At 56.3% G+C, this 19,132-nt stretch carries 18 protein-coding genes and 1 pseudogene; all 19 read left to right on the top strand.

The genetic code is table 11. The features are described 5' to 3' along the window. Positions 1 to 376 precede the first annotated feature (376 nt). The 19 genes and pseudogenes from traI (at position 377) to RMR16_RS25380 (ending at position 19,084) form a co-directional block, all read left to right on the top strand. Positions 377 to 1,021: an acyl-homoserine-lactone synthase TraI gene (gene traI / locus RMR16_RS25470; protein ID WP_320200755.1), complete on the top strand. Its 645-nt coding sequence runs from the start codon at positions 377 to 379 to the stop codon at positions 1,019 to 1,021. After that, positions 1,018 to 2,001 carry a P-type conjugative transfer ATPase TrbB gene (gene trbB, locus RMR16_RS25465; RefSeq protein WP_320200754.1) on the top strand — a complete coding sequence of 328 codons (984 nt, stop codon included), beginning with the start codon at positions 1,018 to 1,020 and terminating at the stop codon, positions 1,999 to 2,001. The genes traI and trbB overlap by 4 nt, the downstream gene beginning before the upstream one ends. Beyond that, entirely contained in the window at positions 1,991 to 2,395 is a 405-nt protein-coding gene (gene trbC, locus RMR16_RS25460; protein WP_320200753.1) for a conjugal transfer pilin TrbC, read from the top strand. The genes trbB and trbC overlap by 11 nt, the downstream gene beginning before the upstream one ends. After that, a complete protein-coding gene (locus RMR16_RS25455; protein ID WP_320200752.1) occupies positions 2,388 to 2,687 on the top strand; it encodes a conjugal transfer protein TrbD in 300 nt (99 codons plus the stop codon). Before trbC ends, RMR16_RS25455 begins: the two co-directional genes overlap by 8 nt. Positions 2,688 to 2,690: 3 nt before the next feature. Then, positions 2,691 to 5,159, top strand: coding sequence for a conjugal transfer protein TrbE (locus RMR16_RS25450; protein WP_320200751.1), 2,469 nt, complete (start codon positions 2,691 to 2,693; stop codon positions 5,157 to 5,159). Then, positions 5,131 to 5,940, top strand: coding sequence for a P-type conjugative transfer protein TrbJ (gene trbJ, locus RMR16_RS25445; protein ID WP_320200750.1), 810 nt, complete (start codon positions 5,131 to 5,133; stop codon positions 5,938 to 5,940). Before RMR16_RS25450 ends, trbJ begins: the two co-directional genes overlap by 29 nt. Continuing rightward, on the top strand, positions 5,937 to 6,164 hold the full coding sequence (trbK, locus tag RMR16_RS25440; protein WP_320200749.1) for an entry exclusion protein TrbK: 228 nt from the start codon (positions 5,937 to 5,939) through the stop codon (positions 6,162 to 6,164). Before trbJ ends, trbK begins: the two co-directional genes overlap by 4 nt. Next, entirely contained in the window at positions 6,158 to 7,348 is a 1,191-nt protein-coding gene (gene trbL, locus RMR16_RS25435) for a P-type conjugative transfer protein TrbL (protein WP_320200748.1), read from the top strand. Before trbK ends, trbL begins: the two co-directional genes overlap by 7 nt. Before the next feature lie 17 nt (positions 7,349 to 7,365). Further along, on the top strand, positions 7,366 to 8,043 hold the full coding sequence (locus tag RMR16_RS25430; protein WP_320200747.1) for a conjugal transfer protein TrbF: 678 nt from the start codon (positions 7,366 to 7,368) through the stop codon (positions 8,041 to 8,043). Between the two features lie 17 nt (positions 8,044 to 8,060). Further along, entirely contained in the window at positions 8,061 to 8,912 is an 852-nt protein-coding gene (gene trbG, locus RMR16_RS25425; protein WP_320200799.1) for a P-type conjugative transfer protein TrbG, read from the top strand. Beyond that, on the top strand, positions 8,912 to 9,388 hold the full coding sequence (trbH, locus tag RMR16_RS25420; protein WP_320200746.1) for a conjugal transfer protein TrbH: 477 nt from the start codon (positions 8,912 to 8,914) through the stop codon (positions 9,386 to 9,388). Before trbG ends, trbH begins: the two co-directional genes overlap by 1 nt. An 11-nt stretch (positions 9,389 to 9,399) precedes the next feature. After that, complete coding sequence (trbI, locus tag RMR16_RS25415; RefSeq protein ID WP_320200745.1) at positions 9,400 to 10,734, top strand: IncP-type conjugal transfer protein TrbI; 1,335 nt, start codon at positions 9,400 to 9,402, stop codon at positions 10,732 to 10,734. Positions 10,735 to 10,869: 135 nt separating this feature from the next. After that, a pseudogene (locus tag RMR16_RS25410) lies at positions 10,870 to 12,090 on the top strand (IS3 family transposase). Between the two features lie 491 nt (positions 12,091 to 12,581). Continuing rightward, positions 12,582 to 14,042 carry an aldehyde dehydrogenase family protein gene (locus RMR16_RS25405; RefSeq protein WP_320200744.1) on the top strand — a complete coding sequence of 487 codons (1,461 nt, stop codon included), beginning with the start codon at positions 12,582 to 12,584 and terminating at the stop codon, positions 14,040 to 14,042. 23 nt (positions 14,043 to 14,065) lie between these two features. Continuing rightward, a complete protein-coding gene (locus tag RMR16_RS25400) occupies positions 14,066 to 15,199 on the top strand; it encodes an ABC transporter substrate-binding protein (protein ID WP_320200743.1) in 1,134 nt (377 codons plus the stop codon). A gap of 60 nt (positions 15,200 to 15,259) precedes the next feature. Beyond that, entirely contained in the window at positions 15,260 to 16,129 is an 870-nt protein-coding gene (locus RMR16_RS25395; RefSeq protein WP_320200742.1) for an ABC transporter permease, read from the top strand. 10 nt (positions 16,130 to 16,139) lie between these two features. Further along, positions 16,140 to 16,937: an ABC transporter permease gene (locus RMR16_RS25390; protein ID WP_320200741.1), complete on the top strand. Its 798-nt coding sequence runs from the start codon at positions 16,140 to 16,142 to the stop codon at positions 16,935 to 16,937. Further along, on the top strand, positions 16,937 to 18,019 hold the full coding sequence (locus RMR16_RS25385) for an ABC transporter ATP-binding protein (RefSeq protein ID WP_320200740.1): 1,083 nt from the start codon (positions 16,937 to 16,939) through the stop codon (positions 18,017 to 18,019). The genes RMR16_RS25390 and RMR16_RS25385 overlap by 1 nt, the downstream gene beginning before the upstream one ends. A 36-nt stretch (positions 18,020 to 18,055) precedes the next feature. Next, a complete protein-coding gene (locus RMR16_RS25380) occupies positions 18,056 to 19,084 on the top strand; it encodes a trans-3-hydroxy-L-proline dehydratase (protein ID WP_320200739.1) in 1,029 nt (342 codons plus the stop codon). Positions 19,085 to 19,132: the final 48 nt, after the last annotated feature.

Genomic DNA, 19,132 nt, shown 5'->3' with positions numbered 1-19,132 from the left:
TCCAAAACCCATTTTCTGCCATCGGCGATATTTTACGCGAAACGAAAAAAGTTCCGCCATTCCCAGTTAGCTCCGATTCTGAGTCTTGAGCAAGGGCTTTTAGGTTAACCAAACGTTAACAACGAAAACGGGATGATTGTGGAACACGCTATATTTCCTTTTATAATCAGCTATGTAGAACAGGTATCGGCTCTTTTTGGGTATCACGCGCCTGCAAATTTGCACATCTTTTCACTGGGTAGAGATCGTTTCCCACGGCGCCCGGCGTTCAAATCGACGATACAAAGACAAGAATCGCTCGCTGCAAATCTGCACATAGGCAATTACGACCTAAGATGATCTTTCTCACGCATGTCCACATCATGCGGAGATCGAAATGCAGATTTTGGCCGTTCACCCCGATCAATACTTCGAGTGCTCAAATCTTCTGACACAGATGTATATCTTGCGCGCTGCGGTCTTCCGCGAACGTCTGAGTTGGGATGTCAAGATCACTGAGGCAGGAGAACAGGACGAATACGACGATCTCGAACCGACCTACCTACTTGCGGTTACTGATGACGAGAGGGTCGTCGGCTGCGCCCGTCTTCTGCCGGCAATTGGCCCAACCATGCTGGAGCGGACATTCCCTCAACTGCTGGCATCCGGTTCACTCACCGCGTCTGCCAGCGTGGTAGAGAGCTCACGCTTTTGCGTAGATACGTCATTGCCCGCAAGAAGGGGAAAGGAAGGGAGCCAGCTCCATCTCGCGACGCTCACCATGTTCGCCGGGATTATCGAGTGGTCGATGGCAAACGGCTACGACGAGATTGTCACGGCAACGGACCTGCGTTTTGAACGAATCCTGAACCGGGCCGGATGGCCGATGAAACGGCTTGGCGATCCCGTGGCTATCGGTAATACCGTGGCGGTCGCTGGAACGTTGCCAGCCGATCGGGAGAGTTTCGAACGCGTTTGCCCGCAGAGCTACCGCTCCATCGCCGGTGAAGGTCACAACTATGAGATCCGGAGCGCCTCGTGACCCAGTTCCGCTCCCATTCCCGCTCCCATCCCCGCCTAGTCCGCAAACTTCAGGACGCGCTTGGCGACCAACTGTGCACCGCCCTCGATGACGCAACCGTCGTCGAGATCATGCTCAATCCGGACGGCAGGCTGTTCATCGAACGGCTGGGGCACGGCGTGGCACCGGCTGGCGCAATGCTCACTGCCGCAGCCGAAGTTGTCATCGGCAGTGTTGCGCATGCACTTAAGTCTGAGGCCGACGACGAGCGGCCGATCATCTCTGGCGAACTGCCGATCGGCGGACACCGCTTCGAGGGCCTGTTGCCTCCGATCGTACAAGGTCCGGCATTCACCATCCGCCGGCGTGCCTCGCGTCTCATCCCGCTCACCGACTACGTGGAGTTCAAGGTGATGACGGAGGCACAGGCGTCGGCCATTCGCAGCGCCATCGATGCACGGATGAACATTGTCATTTCAGGGGGAACGGGATCGGGGAAGACCACTCTCGCCAATGCCATTATCGCCGAGGTCGTGGCGGGGGCCCCGGATGATCGAATGGTCATCCTCGAAGACACCGCCGAAATCCAGTGCGCGGCCGAAAACGCTGTTTTGCTCCACACCAGCGACACCATCGACATGGCTCGTCTGCTCAAGAGCACGATGCGCCTGCGTCCCGACCGCATCATCGTCGGCGAGGTCCGCGATGGCGCGGCACTGACGCTGCTCAAGGCCTGGAACACCGGCCATCCCGGCGGCGTCACCACGATCCATTCCAACACGGCGATGTCAGCATTACGCCGACTGGAGCAACTGACGGCGGAAGCCAGCCAGCAGCCGATGCAGGAGGTCATCGGCGAGGCCGTCGATCTGGTCGTCTCTATTGAGCGAACGGGAAAGGGGAGGCGGGTCCGTGAGGTGATCCACCTCGAAGGATACCGCAACGGCCGCTACCAGACCGAACATTACGCCCAGATCGATGAGGACAGCCATGTCGCGTAGAACCAATATTTTACTCACCTGCGCGGCGCTAGTCGCCGTCTCAGTCGGTCTTGCAGAACCGGCGCTGGCCTCATCGGGCGGCGGCGGTCTTCCCTGGGAATCGCCACTGCAACAGATCCAGCAATCAATCACCGGACCTGTCGCCGGGTTTATTGCGTTGGCCGCCGTCGCCATTGCCGGCGCCATGCTGATCTTCGGCGGCGAGCTGAATGATTTCGCGCGACGGCTTTGCTATGTCGCGCTGGTGGGCGGCGTACTCCTCGGAGCCACCCAGATCGTCGCTCTTTTCGGCGCCACCGGCGCATCGATCGGCGAGGCTCATGCACAGGCCGAGCAAAACACTCCCGAACCGACGATGACGCCGGCCACTGTGGGGGAGGGCGCTCATGGCTGACGCCGGTTCCTCTCTTGCACGCTCGCGGGTACACAGGGCGCTATCGCGCCCGAACCTGTTGATGGGCGCCGACCGCGAGCTCGTGCTGCTGACGGCGCTGGCCGCCATCATCCTGATCTTCGTTGTCCTGACCTGGTACGCGGCCCTGTTCGGCGTCGTGATCTGGCTGGTAGCCGTCGCGGCGCTGCGCATGATGGCCAAATCCGATCCGCTGATGCGCCGGGTCTATCTTCGCCACATCTCCTACAAGACGTCGTATCGCGCGACGTCGTCGCCGTGGCGCAAGTTCTAAGAGATGGTAGCGCTCAAATCATTCCGCCATTCCGGACCATCGTTGGCCGATCTCGTGCCTTATGCCGGTCTCGTCGATAACGGTGTCATCCTGCTGAAGGACGGCTCGCTGATGGCCGGCTGGTATTTCGCGGGGCCGGATAGCGAGAGCTCGACCGACGCCGAGCGCAACGAGGTGTCGCGTCAGATCAACGCCATCTTGTCGCGGCTGGGCTCCGGATGGATGATCCAGGTCGAGGCCATCAGGGTGCCGACCGGCGATTATCCGACTGAGGCTGAATCCCACTTTCCCGATCCCGTCACGCGCGCCATCGATGATGAACGTCGAGCGCACTTTCAGAAGGAGAAGGGGCATTTCGAGAGCCGGCACGCTCTGATCTTGACCTGGCGACCACCGGAGCCGCGGCGCTCCGGGTTGACCCGGTATATCTATTCGGATGCCGCAAGCCGTTCCGCCTCCTATGCCGACAAGGCGCTTGAGAGTTTTCTGACCTCGATCCGTGAGGTCGAACAGTATCTCGCCAATGTCGTGTCGATCCGGCGGATGATGACGCGAGAGACGTCAGAACGGGGCGGCTTCCGTGTGGCCCGATACGACGAACTGTTCCAGTTCATCCGTTTCTGCGTCACCGGAGAGAACCACCCTGTGCGCCTGCCAGACATCCCGATGTATCTCGACTGGCTGGTGACGGCCGAATTGCAGCATGGCTTGAGCCCAATGGTCGAGAACCGCTTTCTCGGTGTGGTGGCGATCGACGGCCTGCCGGCAGAAAGCTGGCCCGGCATTCTCAACACGCTCGACCGCATGCCGCTCACCTATCGCTGGTCGTCCCGCTTCGTCTTCCTCGACGCCGAGGAAGCACGGGCACGGCTCGAAAGGACCCGTAAGAAATGGCAGCAGAAGGTGCGGCCGTTCTTCGACCAGCTGTTCCAGACACAATCACGCTCGGTCGACCAGGACGCCATGCTGATGGTGGCGGAAACTGAAGACGCTATTGCCGAAGCCTCCTCGCAGCTCGTCGGTTATGGCTATTACACACCAGTCATCGTGATCTTTGAAGAAGACCCGAGCCGCCTCCAGGAAAAATGCGAGGCGATCCGCCGCCTGATCCAGGCCGAAGGTTTTGGCGCACGCATCGAGACGTTGAATGCCACGGACGCTTTCCTCGGCAGCCTGCCCGGGGTTTCTTACGCCAATATCCGCGAGCCGCTGATCAACACCCGCAATCTTGCCGACCTCATTCCGCTCAACTCCGTCTGGTCGGGCAGTCCAATAGCACCTTGCCCCTTCTACCCGCCGGCCTCGCCACCATTGATGCAGGTGGCCTCCGGATCGACGCCGTTCCGGCTGAACCTGCATGTCGATGATGTCGGACACACGCTGATCTTCGGGCCAACCGGCTCTGGCAAGTCGACGCTGCTGGCGCTGATCGCCGCGCAGTTCCGGCGTTACGCAGACGCCCAGGTGTTCGCCTTCGACAAGGGCGGCTCGATGCTGCCACTGACGCTGGGCCTCGATGGCGATCATTACCAGATCGGCGGCGATATCGGCCCGTCGACAATTGGTGAGATAAAAGCACCCGCATTCTGCCCGCTCGCCGAACTGTCGACCGACGGCGACCGCGCCTGGTCCTCCGAGTGGATCGAGATGCTGGTGGCGCTGCAAGGTGTGACCATCACCCCGGACTATCGCAACGCCATCTCCAGGCAGTTGTCGCTGATGGCGGAATCCCGTGGCCGATCGCTGTCGGACTTCGTATCCGGCGTGCAGATGCGCGAGATCAAGGACGCGCTGCATCATTACACCGTCGACGGCCCGATGGGCCAGTTGCTCGACGCCGAGCAGGACGGCCTGGCGCTCGGCGCGTTCCAGTGCTTTGAGATCGAGGAGCTGATGAACATGGGCGAGCGCAATCTCGTCCCCGTTCTCACCTACCTGTTTCGGCGCATCGAGAAACGCCTGACCGGCGCGCCTAGCCTGATCATTCTCGACGAGGCCTGGTTGATGCTCGGCCATCCGGTGTTTCGGGACAAGATCCGCGAATGGCTGAAGGTGCTGCGAAAGGCCAATTGTGCTGTCGTGCTCGCCACCCAGTCGATCTCCGACGCGGAGCGGTCCGGGATCATCGACGTGCTGAAGGAGAGCTGCCCGACAAAGATTTGCCTGCCGAACGGCGCGGCGCGCGAACCGGGCACGCGCGAGTTCTATGAGCGCATCGGCTTCAACGAACGGCAGATCGAAATCGTCGCAACCGCCATTCCCAAGCGTGAATATTACGTCGTCTCACCAGAGGGTCGGCGGCTGTTCAACATGGCGCTTGGTCCAGTGGCGCTTTCGTTCGTCGGTGCGACGGGCAAGGAAGATCTGAAGCAAATTCGCAGCCTGCATTCCAAACATGGGGCCGCGTGGCCTTGTCCTTGGCTCCAGCAAAGGGGGATAGCCCATGCCGAAACACTTTTCCCAACCTCTTGAGACCTATCGTGCGGTGGTCATCGTGGTGACCGGCCTCGCAATCGCAACGCCAATCCAGGTCCAGGCTGGTAGCGTGACAGGTCAGGCGACCGAATGGACACAGCTTGCCAACAATGCCGAACTGATCTCGCTGGTCGGCAAGTCGGCCGAACAGGTCAACAACCAGATTACCCAGATCTCGCAGCTTGCCGAGCAGATCCAGAACCAGATCAACATCTACAACAACATGCTGCAGAACACCGCGCAATTGCCAGACCACATCTGGGGTCAGGTCGAAAGCGACCTCAAGAACCTGCAAAACGTTGTCGCGCAGGGGCAGGGGGTCGCGTTCTCAATGGGCAACATCGACGACGTGCTCAAGCAGCGTTTCCAGAGCTTTGCCGAAATGAAGAGCAACCTGCCCGACGGGGCAGGCTTCTCGTCCACCTATCAGAACTGGTCCGACACCAACCGCGGCACGATCGCCGGTTCCCTGAAGGCTGCAAACCTGACGTCCGACCAGTTCTCAAGCGAGGAAAGCACGATGTCGTCGCTGCGATCGATGTCGGAATCGGCCGACGGGCAGATGAAGGCGTTGCAGGTCGGACATCAGATCGCCGCCCAGCAGGTCGCGCAGATGCAAAAGCTGCGCGGCCTCGTCTCCCAACAGATGACGATGATGGGCACATGGTTCCAGTCAGAGCAGGCACAAAAGGATCTCGCCCAGGCGCGCCGGGAACAGTTCTTCAGCGGAAGCGAACATGACATCCGCGGCGGGCAAACGATGGAGCCCCGCTGGTGAGCCCGCGCCTTGTCATCATCCTTGCTGTCGTGGCGATCATCGCGTCAGGCGTCGGCATCGTTAGGTGGATCGTCCTGCCGGGACCGACCCCCATGTCCGGAGCGGAAGAAGCATCGCCAGAGGCCGAATCCGACACCGACCGCCGTGCTCACCGGGGAAAGCTCTTTGGCGGCAACGCCGAGCACGACATTCGCGGCGGCCAGGAGATGAAGCCGAGATGGTGATCGTTCCCCGTTTCCGGAAGCTCGACCTTGCCTTTGTTACGATCGGCCTCGCCCTCATCGCGAGCACGCCGGCTCTGGCGCAGCAGGGTCAAGTGCTGACGACCCTGGAAAACTCCGTCGTCGCGGCCACCAAGGGCTGGGAGACGACGGTCATGGATGCGGCCCGGTCATTGTTCTGGATCCTCGCCGGCATCGAGGTCGGCATCGCCGCTGTATGGTTGGCGATCAATGCTGCTTCGCTCGACAGCTGGTTTGCCGAGCTTGTCAAGCGCATCATGTTCATCGGGCTGTTCGCCTTCATTCTCAATGAGGGGCCGGCCTTTGCCAAGGCGGCCGTCGACAGCCTCTATCAGATCGGAGCTGGCGGCGGCTCGGCCTCCCCCGCCAACATTTTCGACGCCGGTATTCGTGTCGCGACCAAGATGTCCGAACAGGCGAAATTTGGCCTCTTCGAAGATAATTCCCTGGCGATCGCCGCCGTCTTCGCCATGGTCGTGGTCGTCGTCTGCTTCTCGCTCGTTGCGGCCATCTTCGTCTCGGTCATGGTGGAGATGTATGTCGGCTTGCTCGCCGGCATGATCATGCTCGGCTTGGGCGGTACGTCCTATACCAAGGACTTCGCGATCAAATATCTGGTCTACGCCTTCTCCGTCGGCATGAAGCTGATGGCGCTGGTGATGATCGCCAAGATCGGCTCCGACATCCTGCTGGGCCTGGCGGAGGCACCGACAGCCACCTCCGAGCAGTTCATCACGACACTGGCGATCGCCGGCATCTCTGTCGTGGTCTTCGTTATGGCCATGTATGTGCCGCCAATCCTGCAAGGCGTGGTCCAGGGTGCGTCCGTTTCCGGTGGCATGGAATCCATCCGCCATGGGGGCCAGGCCGCATCTTTTGCGGCGGGCGCCGGCTTTCTGGCTACCGCAGCAGCCAGCAGAGGTTTTCAGGCTGCAAGTGCGGCAAGGGCAGGGGGAGCATCCCTTGGCAGTGCCGCCATGCGCGGCATGGAGTCAGGCATCGGTGGTCCGGCAGGTGCCGTCGGTTCGGCCGCCAAGGACAAGGCGGTCGGGTCACCCGGTGCCTATGCCGGATCTCTGCTCGGGCTCGCCAATGCCAAACTCGACCAGCAGCAGGGTCGTACCGCATCGCCGCCTCCACCGCCGCCCCTAAACGAGACCAAATAACTGGAGGCCGATCAGCCATGGCCGGACACAATCCGCTCGATAACCCCGACATTGCCAATCCGTATATCGCCGCCCGCAACGAATGGAACGAGCGCTATGGATCCTATGTCAGATCCGCCGCCGCGTGGCGCATCGTCGGCATCGCCGGCATGACCATGGCTGTGATCGGCTTTGGCTACGCGCTGTACCAGAGCACACAGGTCAAGCTCGTTCCCTATATCGTCGAAGTCGACAAGCTGGGTACCGCCGTTAATGCCGGCTTTCCGCAGCAGATTGAATACGCCGATCCGCGTGTGGTGCGCGCTACGCTTGGCAGTTTCGTCTCGAATTTTCGAAGTGTCACGCCGGATGCGGTCGTGCAGAAGCAATACATCGACAAAACCTATGGGCTGCTGAGGACTTCGGATCCCGCAACCGAGAAGGTCAATGCCTGGTTTCGCTCCAACTCACCGTTCGAGAAAGCCAAGAACTCGACGGTGGCCATCGAGGTAAACAACATCGTCGCGCTGTCGAACCAGAGCTACCAGGTGGACTGGACCGAATTCGAGCGCGACCGGCGCGGCAAGGAAACCGCCGTCCGCCGCTTCCGCGGCATTGCAACCGTGACCCTGACGCCGCCGCAGGACGAGGGCGTCATCCGCTTGAACCCCATCGGTCTCTATCTCCGCGACTTCGACTGGACAGCACAGCTTTGAAAGGCATGGCCCCGAACATGATCATCCCGCGCACAAGAACACGGGCCACGCTGACGGGCGCTCTCGCCTCGGCACTGTTAGCGTCTTCAGTGGTCGCTCCTCTGCATGCATATGCCGCCGATGGCGTCACAGCCAACGAAGCAAAGGGCATGGGTATCTCCACCCAGTGGCGCGGGTCTCGCGGCTTGGTGACCAAGGGTGCCGACGGAAAGGTGATCTTCCTTTATGGCGAGGTGCAGCCCTCCGTCGTCTGCTCGCCGCTGCAGGTTTGCGATATCGAACTGCAAGGCGGCGAGGTGGTCCGCGACGTTCTGGTCGGCGACACGGTGCGCTGGAAGGTCGAACCGGCGACCTCAGGTGCTGCCGGCGGTCAGGCCATCCATCTGATCGTCAAACCATCGGAGCCTGGTCTTTTGACCTCAATGGTAGTGACGACGTCCAGGCGGACCTATCACATTCAGCTCAAGTCGCATCCGACCCAGTATATGGCACGTGTCGGCTTTGAATATCCGGAGGACGTTTCGACAAAGCTTGCCGACATCAACGCGAGGCTGGAAGCGAGCACCATTCCGGGTGCAGGCGTCCCCGCCGAGCAGCTGAACTTTTCCTATTCGGTCTCGGGCAACGCCGGCTGGCGGCCGACGCGGGTCTATTCCGATGGGCTCAAGACCTACATTCAGTTTCCACGCTCGATCTCCGGTCAGGACGCGCCGGTTTTGTTCGTCACGTCAGGCGGGCAGAACCGGATCGTCAACTACCGGATGAGGGGCAACATGATGGTCGTCGATTACCATGTCGATCGCGCAGTGCTCGTGTCGGGGGTCGGCTGGAAACAGGAAAAGATCACCATCAAGCGGGGAGGGCGGTAATGAACATCCCTCTCTCCCATTCGCGCGCCTTACGACCTCTCCGCAACTTTGCCGCAGCCTGCGCCCTAGCCGCCCTTCTTTCCGGATGCCAGTCGACCGGAACAGAAGGGCTCGTTTCCAGCAGCGCGCCACCGGAAATCTCCGGTCCCGCCGCCAGCGCAATCGCCGGCGATATGGTGAGCCGCCTTGCCGAACAGCTCGGGCCGGGGAAGGCGACCGTTGCGCTCAAGACTGATACCTCGCCCTTCGGCCAGGCGTTGGAGGCGGCGCTGAAGGGATGGGGATATGCCGTCATCACCGACCAGAAGACGGATAGCGGCGCGACGGTGATCCCGCTCGCCTATGTGATCTTGGCTGTCGATGGTCAGGTGCTGGCCCGTCTATCGACAAACAGCGTCGAGCTCGGCCGCGCTTATTCCGTGACGGCAAACGGCGCGATGCCAGCGAGTGCCTTGTCGCTCATGCGGCGCGGGTGAGGGAGGATCATATGGTGCAATCTCTCAATCTCGGCGGTGCCCCAAACAGCCAGGCCCCCAACACTATCCGGCGGATTAACCGCCTGCCTATTGCCGTCATTGTCGTCTTGACGGTCACGTTTCTTGGCGTCATCTTTTATGGGCTCGCCTCGCGCGGATTGTATTTAGGCAAGGACAGCGGCGCGGAGACAAGTTCGGGAAGCCCCGCCTCGACGTTCGCCGACCAGATCAAACGCGGCGTCACCGATGGTATTATCGGCGAGCCGCAGCAGCAGACCATCTTCCAGCCGACGCCCGTCGAGACGAAACAAGTCGACGAAAAAGCCAGCAATCCCTTCACACCACAGCCAAGCCAACGCGAGGTGCAGCAGCGCGGTCAGGACCTCGAAGCGGAAGCGGTCTGGCGGGCTCGTCTTCAGCGAGGACAACAGGAACAGCTTCTGCGTGAGCAGCAGCGCCAGCGGATGGCCCGCCTGCAGGCGAACAACGCTGCCTATGATGCGCCGCTTGCCATAGACCGTGGCAAATTGGATGGGCGTGCTGAAACACATGATGCCACCGCAGACGCAGCAGCAAGAGCCGCAACGACTTCGACAAATACTGGAAGCACGCCTGATCTCTATGCCGCCGCGCTGCGTGCCGGGCTCGGTGGTCAGAACGTTGATCCCAATGCGCAAGGCGCCAAGGAGGACTTCTTCAATGCCGACTTGAAAGAGCTTGGCTACCTGCCGAACCGTGTCGTGCCCCAACAATCGCCCTTCGAGCTGAAGCGCGGCTCCGTCATTCCGGCGACACTGATCACCGGAATCAATTCCGATCTACCGGGCCGGATCACCGCCCAGGTGAGCCAGAGCGTTTATGATTCAGCAACGGGACATCGTCTCCTGATCCCACAGGGGACAAAGCTGTTTGGTCGTTATGACAGCAAGGTATCGTTCGGCCAGAGCCGCGTGCTAGTCGTCTGGACGGACATCATCTTCCCAAATGGTTCTACGCTGCAAATCGGCGGTATGGCCGGGACGGACGCGCAGGGTTATAGCGGTTTCCGCGACAAGGTCGATCGGAAGTGGCTTCAGACTTTCGGTTCGGCGATTCTGATCGGGGTGATCGGCACTGGCATCGACATGGCTGTTCCGCAGAGTTCGACGCTGGCAACGCAGGATACGGCTTCGGATGCGGCGAGGCGGAATTTTGCAGAGACGTTCGGGCGCGTCGCGGACCGGACCATTCAGAGAAACATGGATGTGCAGCCCACTCTTGAAATCCGTCCAGGTTACAAATTCAACGTGCTTGTAGATCAAGACATTGTTTTTCCAGGTGTCTACAAAGGAAGTTCACTGCCATAAGGTCGTGTTGATGGTTATAGCACAGAGATGATTGAAGCCCTTATCACTAACTTGCGCAGGGGATAGGTGTAATCGCCCCATAAATATCCGGACAGGATTTCCCACTTGATAAGTGTGCGAGGTAATGTGTCCGTTATAACCAGTCACAATCCAAAGATAGAAGTCCTGTCCGGGTCGGAGCGCCGTCATCGCTGGTCGACGGCAGAGAAGCTTGCTATCATCCAGAAGACCTGTGAGCCGGACGCCACGGTGAGCATTGTGGCTCGTCGCTATGGCATTCAGCCGAACCAGTTGTTTACCTAACGTAAGCTTGCCACCCAAGGGGCTCTGACAGTAACTGAGGCCCAGGAAGATGTCGTTCCGGCATCCGAATATCATGCCCTTCAGAGCCAGATCAAAGAACTGCAGCGCTTGTTCGGCAAGAAAACAATGGAAGGCGAGATTTTCAAAGAGGCGCTTGAGATCGCCACAGGCCAAAAGAAACACCTATTGCGCTCGCTGTCGTTGCCGAAGGGAAGTCCCCGATGACGGCCGTGTGCAAGACCTTCGGTATTGCCCGGTCAAACATGGCTGAGCGAGTGAAACAGCCTCCTTCCAAGGTCCGTGGTCGGCCACCGCTCGCGGATGATGATCTCATTGCTGAAATCAAAGCGATCATCTCCAAGGTGCCGACCTACGGATATCGCCGGGTTCACGCGCATTCTTACGCCGTAAAGCCCGCAACACAAGCCGCCCATGGCCGAACGCTAAACGCGTCTATTGGGAGATGAAGTTGCATGGCCTACTTCTCCAACGCCACACAGTGCCATTGATAGTCGTCGCCATGACGGCCTTGTTGCCGTGGAGTACTCGAACTTGCGCTGATGTTCTGACGACTTTGAAATTGGCTGCGACAACACAGAGAAAGTCGGCGTTACCTTTGCTCTTCACTGCTGTGATCGTGACGCCATCGCCCGTGTCGCAACCACCCAAGGCATCCAGAGCAAAGACGTTCAGGAGCTTGTCATCACCGATGTCGAGAAACGCTTCGGTCGCATCAACACCATTCCCAAGCCGATTGAATGGCTCACCGACAACGGCTCGTGCTTCATTGCAAAGGACACGAAATCGGTGCTGATGGACATCGGAATGGAGCCTTGCACGACGCCGGTCCGCAGCCCTCAGTCCAACGGAGTGGCAGAAGCCTTTATCAAAACATTCAAGCGCGACTATGTCTGGGTCAATTCCATCCCGGACGCCAAAAACGGTCACCGCCCAACTGCCATTGTGGTTCGAGCATTACAACACGCTTCACCCTCACGAGGCCTTGGGATCTCGATCTCCGCACGAGTTCTAAACAGTCGAACAGAAATCTAATCCTGCCTGGTTTTTATGGAGCAACTCCATAGTAAAAACGCGGCTCCATTCTAAGAACTTGGTCTTTCGCGGGGTTTTAGCGTTTAAGTCTAACTACAGGGTTGACCTAACCGGCGTCTCCTCACTCCTTATCGCGACGAGCGCTAACTAAGTCTTGAAAGCAACTCGGCGGGGCGTCCGATTTTCAGTTCCCTCGTGCCCTTAGGCGCTTAAGCGGAAGCCACTCGTAAACTCTGTTTTCATCTAACCCTTCAGATCCACAGCGCAAAGCCAAAAGCTCATCCACGTTCACGAGATGCTGGTGGTGTGCCTTTCCTTGTCTCACGAAATGGCTCGCCATTCCATATATCCAACGGGGTATACTTGTCATTCTTCGACTGTCTTATCCTACAGCAATACTGGGGAAATTTGATGCTTCAACAGCATTGTTACACGGCAGCTCATATCCAAAAACCATAACACTATTTTTGTAAGGTAACAGGTTCTGAACAATGGCAAGTCTTAGAAAATACGGTTTGTGGATTGAAGGCAAATGGGTTCAGCCCACGAGCGGCAGCACATTGGAAAGACAATCGCCTGCCACATCTGATCCCGTTGCTGTTTTCTCGCTTGGTGGACCGTCCGAGATTGAGGAGGCCGCCGCTGTCGCTCACTCCACATTCCTAAGAGGCGCGTGGCGAGATATTGGAGGAGGTGCTCGTGCAAAACTATTGACTAAGTGGGCTGATTTGATTGAGACCAACAAGGCTCGGCTTGCACGCATTGAGGCCGAAGAAGCCGGAAAGGTGATGTCATCAACTCTTGGGGAAATAGAGTGGGCAATTGAGCTTACCCGGTACGCCGCATCGCTTGCTTGGAACCTGCCAGGCCGGATGATCAGCCATGAAGGCCCGGACAAAATTGGCCTCGTAACATATGAGCCACACGCGGTCGTTGCTATGATAGTGCCGTGGAATTTCCCGATGGTGACTTTGTTTCAGAAGTTACCGTACGCTCTTGCTGCTGGCTGTTCCGTGGTCGTTAAGCCTTCAGAGCTCACATCTGGAACTGCTCTTGAGTGTGCGGTACTTGCTCAGCAGGCAGGCATTCCTGATGGAGTCATCAATGTGGTGCCCGCAATCGGTGAAGTTGTGGGTGACGCTATTTGCGACAGCCCTTTCATCGACATGGTTTCGTTCACAGGTTCAACGCGGGTTGGCAGCCTTCTGGCTTCCCGAGCATCTTCCAAAATAAAAAAGGTCACGCTTGAACTGGGTGGAAAAGGCGCAAATATTGTATTTGCTGACGCCGATTTAGAAGCTGCACTCGATGGAGCGTTGACGGGCTTTACAGCCAATCAAGGTGAAGAGTGCTGCTGCGGAAGCAGACTTTTCCTGGAAGCTCCAATCTACGAAGAATTTGTTGAGCGCCTAGCAGCAAAGGCTGCAAATTTAAAGATCGGCTCATATCAAGACCCTGATGCAGATGTCGGTGCCATGATCCACAAGGCGCATTTTGACAGAGTGATGGCCTACATATCTCGGGCGAAAGCTGATGGAGCGAAAGTTTTAGTCGGAGGCAAAGCGCCGACAGACGAAACCTTGAAGGGTGGTTTTTTCGTTGAGCCGACGATCCTACAGGGATGCACGCCCGAAATGGCAATCTCTCGTGAGGAGGTCTTCGGCCCTGTTGTCTGCGTTTACTCGTTTAAATCAGAAGACGAAGTCATCGAACTTGCAAATGACACACAATATGGTCTGGCAAACGGTGTTTGGACGAACGACCTTTTCCGGGCATTTTCCGTTTCAAGTCGGCTAAAGAGCGGGACTGTATACGTAAACGCATACCTTGAAACGCTACCGCAGCTGCCTTTTGGAGGCGTTAAAGAAAGCGGCCAAGGGCGCGAAAACGGTATCGAAGGAATTCTCGAGTTTATGGAGACCAAGGCTACTTACATAAAACTCAAATCATAGAAACACAAAAAAAGGGGAACACAATGTCTGTAAAAACAACAAAAAATGCTTTGCAGATCTCACGCCGTAATTTGCTGGGAGGCGTGGCAGCTGCGGCCGCCGGGGTGGTATCACTTCGGCTATTTTCTTACCCAGCATATGCAGCAGGCGAACTCAATATTTTAGCTTGGGAGGGCTATGATCTCAACACTGAGCTCGCTGACTGGCGAAAAGCCAATGGCGTCACTGCTCAATCGAGCTCGATGACCTCGCAAGATGATGTCCATACGCCTTTTCTAGCCGGAAACCCACCTGGCATCGACCTTGCCGAATATAATCATGCCTATTCGGACCTCTACATCCGAGAACTAAAGATCGTGAGACCAATCGACCGGTCGAAGGTGCCCAACTACAACTCAGAAAACCTGTTCGACGCTTTCTACGATAAGCCGACATGGTTTTCCGAAGGAAAGCTGTGGGGTGCACCGTATATTTGGGGCATGAACTCGATCGTTTACAATCCCAAACGCATGAAAAAACCAACCGCCTATACGGACCTGCTGACGCCGGAGCTTAAGGGGCGTATAGCAATTTGGGATGAACCGAACGTAATGTGGCCGATCGCTGCTCGCGTTTCGGGGCTTGGAGAGAAGTATCCAAAACTATCCCGTGACGAGGTTCAAACAGCATTTTCAGAATTGGGAAAATATCGAGAGCAAGCTCGATTGATAGCGATCAATATGGGGGAACTTATCAATTTCCTGGTTTCCGGAGAAATTGATGCTGTTGTGTGCGCAGATCCTGCGATCATAGTTCAAGCCCAACAACAAGGTGTCGAATTGGAGATCGCCTATCCCAAAGAAGGAGCTGTGCTTTGGGTTGATGCTTGGTTTCTCCCGATTTCTTGTGACAACGTTGAGACTGCGCAAGCGTATATAAATCAGGCGCTCGATCCGCAGATCCAGGCAAAAGTGGCAATGGCAATAAACCAGGCTCCTGTGTCGCGCAAAGCGACTGAATACCTTGATGATAAATCGAGAGCCCGTTTCAATTTTGGTGAGATTGACACGCTGTTGGCCGCAGGCCTGCCAGGAATTCCTCCAGCTACGGGCGACAATCAGACAGCAAGCTACGGTGATTGGCTCCAGGCTTGGCAGTCTTTCAAAGCTGGAAACTAAAATCGGTGCGATGAACCACCGGATCCAGTGTCCGGTGAGCTCGCGCTTAGGGATGTCACAATGAAATCACAGCGTTTTCTCGGCTGGCTTTTGTCAATGCCTGCCTTAACCTACATGGTCATATTATTTTTTCTGCCCGCCGGCTTTCTTCTGGTTTACAGCTTTTGGACAAGCACTGGCTTTCGCATCGTACCTTCTTTCTCGATGGTCAACTACGTCAGTTCGATATCGTCGAAATTGTTCATCGATGTGACTTTAAACGCCATTTTTATCGGGCTGGTGACTGCAATAGTGTCGGTCGCACTTTCAGTTCCTGTTGCTTATTATCTCACCTACGTTGCTCGATCGAAAGCTGTTTATTATGCCATACTCCTAACCTGGTTCTCGAGTTATCTCGTCAGAATATATGCGTGGAGGACGCTTCTTGGGACCAACGGCCTCATAAATACTTTGTTGGTGCAGATCGGGATCATAGACACACCGATTTCCGTCTTGTTGTTCAGCCGGTTGGCGGTTGGCATTGCGCTCGTTCATATTTACCTGCCGTTTTGCGTCCTTCTTGTGGTTTCGTCGTTCAGCGAAATAAAGAAAGAGCTTCTTGAGGCTGCACGGGACCTTGGAACAGGTGCGAGCGGTGCCTTTTGGAAAGTCATTGCACCCAATGCCGCGAATGGTCTGCTAGGCGCTTTCACGCTCACCTTTCTCTTGGCGTCGGGAGACTATGTTACCCCGCAAATGTTGGGTGGCACAACTGGCCAGACGACTGGTCTCTTGATTGCAGATTATTTTCGAAGAAGCGGCAACTGGCCACTTGGAGCTGCGCAAGCCTTCATCATGTTCGCAATATCGGTCGCGGTCTATGTCATCCTGTTGTTTGTCGGCCGGCTGACCGGGCTGGTTCCTAAGACAGTCACAAGTGTGAGGGGCTAGGAGAGTTGCCATGATTTTACGCGCAGTCGTTTACGCTGTTTTGGCGTTCCTTTTAATACCAATTGCCATCATCATCTTGTTCAGCTTTCACAGTTCACCAGCTCTATCTTTTCCGTTCGAAGGCTTTAGCCTGCGTTGGTATTCTGAACTTTTTGGGAATGCGCAGCTGTTGTCGGCGGTCGGAAGAAGTCTGACGGTAGCAGTCGCGACCGCCGTTGTTACCCTCGTCGTCGGAGCATTCGCGTCATTGGCTTGGCTCCGGCTATCGCGCAGGGGCAAAATTGTTCTTGAGTTCATTTGCATTGTTCCGATTGCTATGCCGGCCTTGTTTCTCGGCGTTGCACTGCTGGTTGGTTTTGCCCAGATACGTCTCCCACTTTCGATGATCACGGTCACATTGGGTCACGTCGTGCTCGCTCTTCCAATGCTGATGGTGGCCATGAGAGCCCGTCTTGCGCTGTTCGATCCCTCATTGGAAGACGCTGCACGCGACCTTGGCGCGGGAACGATCACTACATTTTTGAGGGTCACACTCCCATTGGCAATGCCTACTTTGATCGCAAGCACAATTTTGGCATTCGCCATGTCGTTTGATGAATTCGTCGTCACGTCCTTTGTCGCAGGTACCGAGACAACACTGCCACTTTTCATTTGGTCAATGATGCGAAGGACTGTGACGCCCTTGATCAACGCTGTTTCCACTCTCGCGCTCGTGTTTTCAGTGCTTTTGATGGTGTTGGCGGGAGTGATTACACATCTAAGGCGCGCAAAAGCCATTTCAGATGCGACAGACGGGAGACAGTTCTAGTGACAAGCAATATCGTTGAAATTCGTGACGTACACAAAAATTACGGCACATACACCGCTCTCGAAAATGTCAATTTATCTATCCGGCGAGGCGAGATTGTTACGCTTCTCGGGCCAAGTGGATGTGGCAAGAGCACACTTATGCGAATGGTTGCTGGATTTGAAGATCCAAGTAAGGGTGAAATTTTCATCGCAGGAAATTCGACGAACAGCGTTCCTCCAAACAAACGCCCCGTAAACATCGTTTTTCAGCGTTACGCGCTTTTCCCGCATCTCGACGTTTTTGATAATATTGCATTCGGCTTGAGGGTGAAGGGCTTGTCTGCAACTGACGTCAAAGAGCGGGTTCGCCGTATCATATCTGTAGTCCAGCTTGAACCCTTCATGCATCGTTACATTCACGGGCTAAGTGGCGGACAGTGCCAAAGAGTGGCACTTGCGCGAGCACTTGTGAACGAACCCGAAGTGTTGCTGCTTGACGAACCACTGGCTGCACTTGATCTGAAAATCCGCCAACATATGCTTTCTGAGATGAAGCGCATTCACGAAGCCACCGGGGCTGCGTTTCTGTACGTCACTCATGATCAAGACGAGGCACTGTTCCTCTCAGACCGGATTGTTCTGATGGAAAAGGGCAAGGTCTTGCAGATCGATAATCCTCAAGGAATGTATCGACGTCCACAATCACTTTTTGCCGCCAAATTCCTGGGCGAGACAAATCTGATCAGAGCGACGATCACTGAAAACACCGCTACTGGATATAAGCTCTTATCGTCTGATGGCATCGCGCTGTTCTCGCCCCAAAAAGGCACGTTGCGCGTGGGCCAACCGGTTACGATATCTATTCGTCCTGAGTCCATTTCGTTGGAGATGGAAGCGCTGTCTTCTGCCGATAGCAAGCAAACAGCAACAGCAAGATGTCTAGGCGCCACATTCATGGGCAGCCGAACCTTTCTTGATGTAGAAATCGGCTCCGGAACAATGTTGCGAATTCAAAGACCTGGTGGAGCTGATATCCCAACTGCCGGTTCAAATATTCCAATCTACTGGCGGTCTGAAGACATCGTTGTGCTTACCGATTAACGAACGCCCCTATATCGACAGCAGAGGAGAACACCCATGCGTTCAAGCAAGATAATCCACGTCGTCACGTGCCACGCGGAAGGCGAGGTTGGTGACGTCATCGTTGGTGGCGTATCCCCCCCCCCAGGAGATACCGTTTGGGAACAGGCAAGATGGATCGAAGACGACGGAACCCTTCGGAACTTCGTTCTAAACGAACCGAGAGGCGGTGTGTTTCGCCATGTTAATCTGCTGGTTCCTCCCAAGAACCCGTCGGCACAAATGGGGTGGATAATCATGGAGCCGGCTGACATTCCACCCATGTCTGGTTCGAATTCCATTTGTGTCGCGACCGTCTTGCTGGATACGGGCATCATCCCCATGCAAGAGCCGATAACCCGTTTGGTTCTGGAGCCACCGGGCGGCCTCATCGAAGTTGAGGCTGAGTGCAGGAATGGCAAAGCTGAGCGCATTCACGTTAGAAATGTAGCATCTTTTGCAGATAAGCTCAGTGTACCTTTGGAGATCGAGGGTTTCAAAACCATCTTTGTAGACACTGCATATGGCGGCGACAGTTTCGTGTTTGTCGACGCGGCGTCGCTTGGGATGCGCCTTGAACCGGAGTATGCGCGCGATCTTGCCGTCTTGGGTATGAAAATCACGAGAGCGGCAAACGAACAACTTGGGTTCCAGCATCCCACTCAAGACTGGAGCCACATCTCATTCTGCCAGTTTACAAATCCGGTTTACATGGAAGATGGTGTCATGAAGGGTAAGAATGCGGTCGCTATTCGCCCGGGAAAGATCGATCGATCTCCAACGGGTACAGGTTGCTCGGCAAGGATGGCGGTACTTCATGCGAAGGGCCAACTAAAGGTCGGAGAGAAATTTGTTGGAATTTCTCTCATAGACACTGAATTTCATTGCTCTATCGACAGCGAGGTCGATGTTGGCGGCAAAAGCGGTATCAGACCTGTCATCTCAGGTCGAGCTTGGGTCAGTGGAACTTCGCAATTGATGCTCGACCCAAGTGATCCCTTTCCTACTGGATACAAGCTATCCGATACATGGCCAATGGATCTCTAAAAATTGTCGAGGCGCGGTTTTAGATGCCGCGCCTTTTCGTATTTTCAA

Origin of the sequence: Agrobacterium sp. rho-13.3 (genome assembly GCF_033957765.2) — a bacterium.
Classification (GTDB): Bacteria; Pseudomonadota; Alphaproteobacteria; order Rhizobiales; family Rhizobiaceae; genus Agrobacterium.
This window is presented reverse-complemented; position numbering and strand designations above follow the sequence as displayed.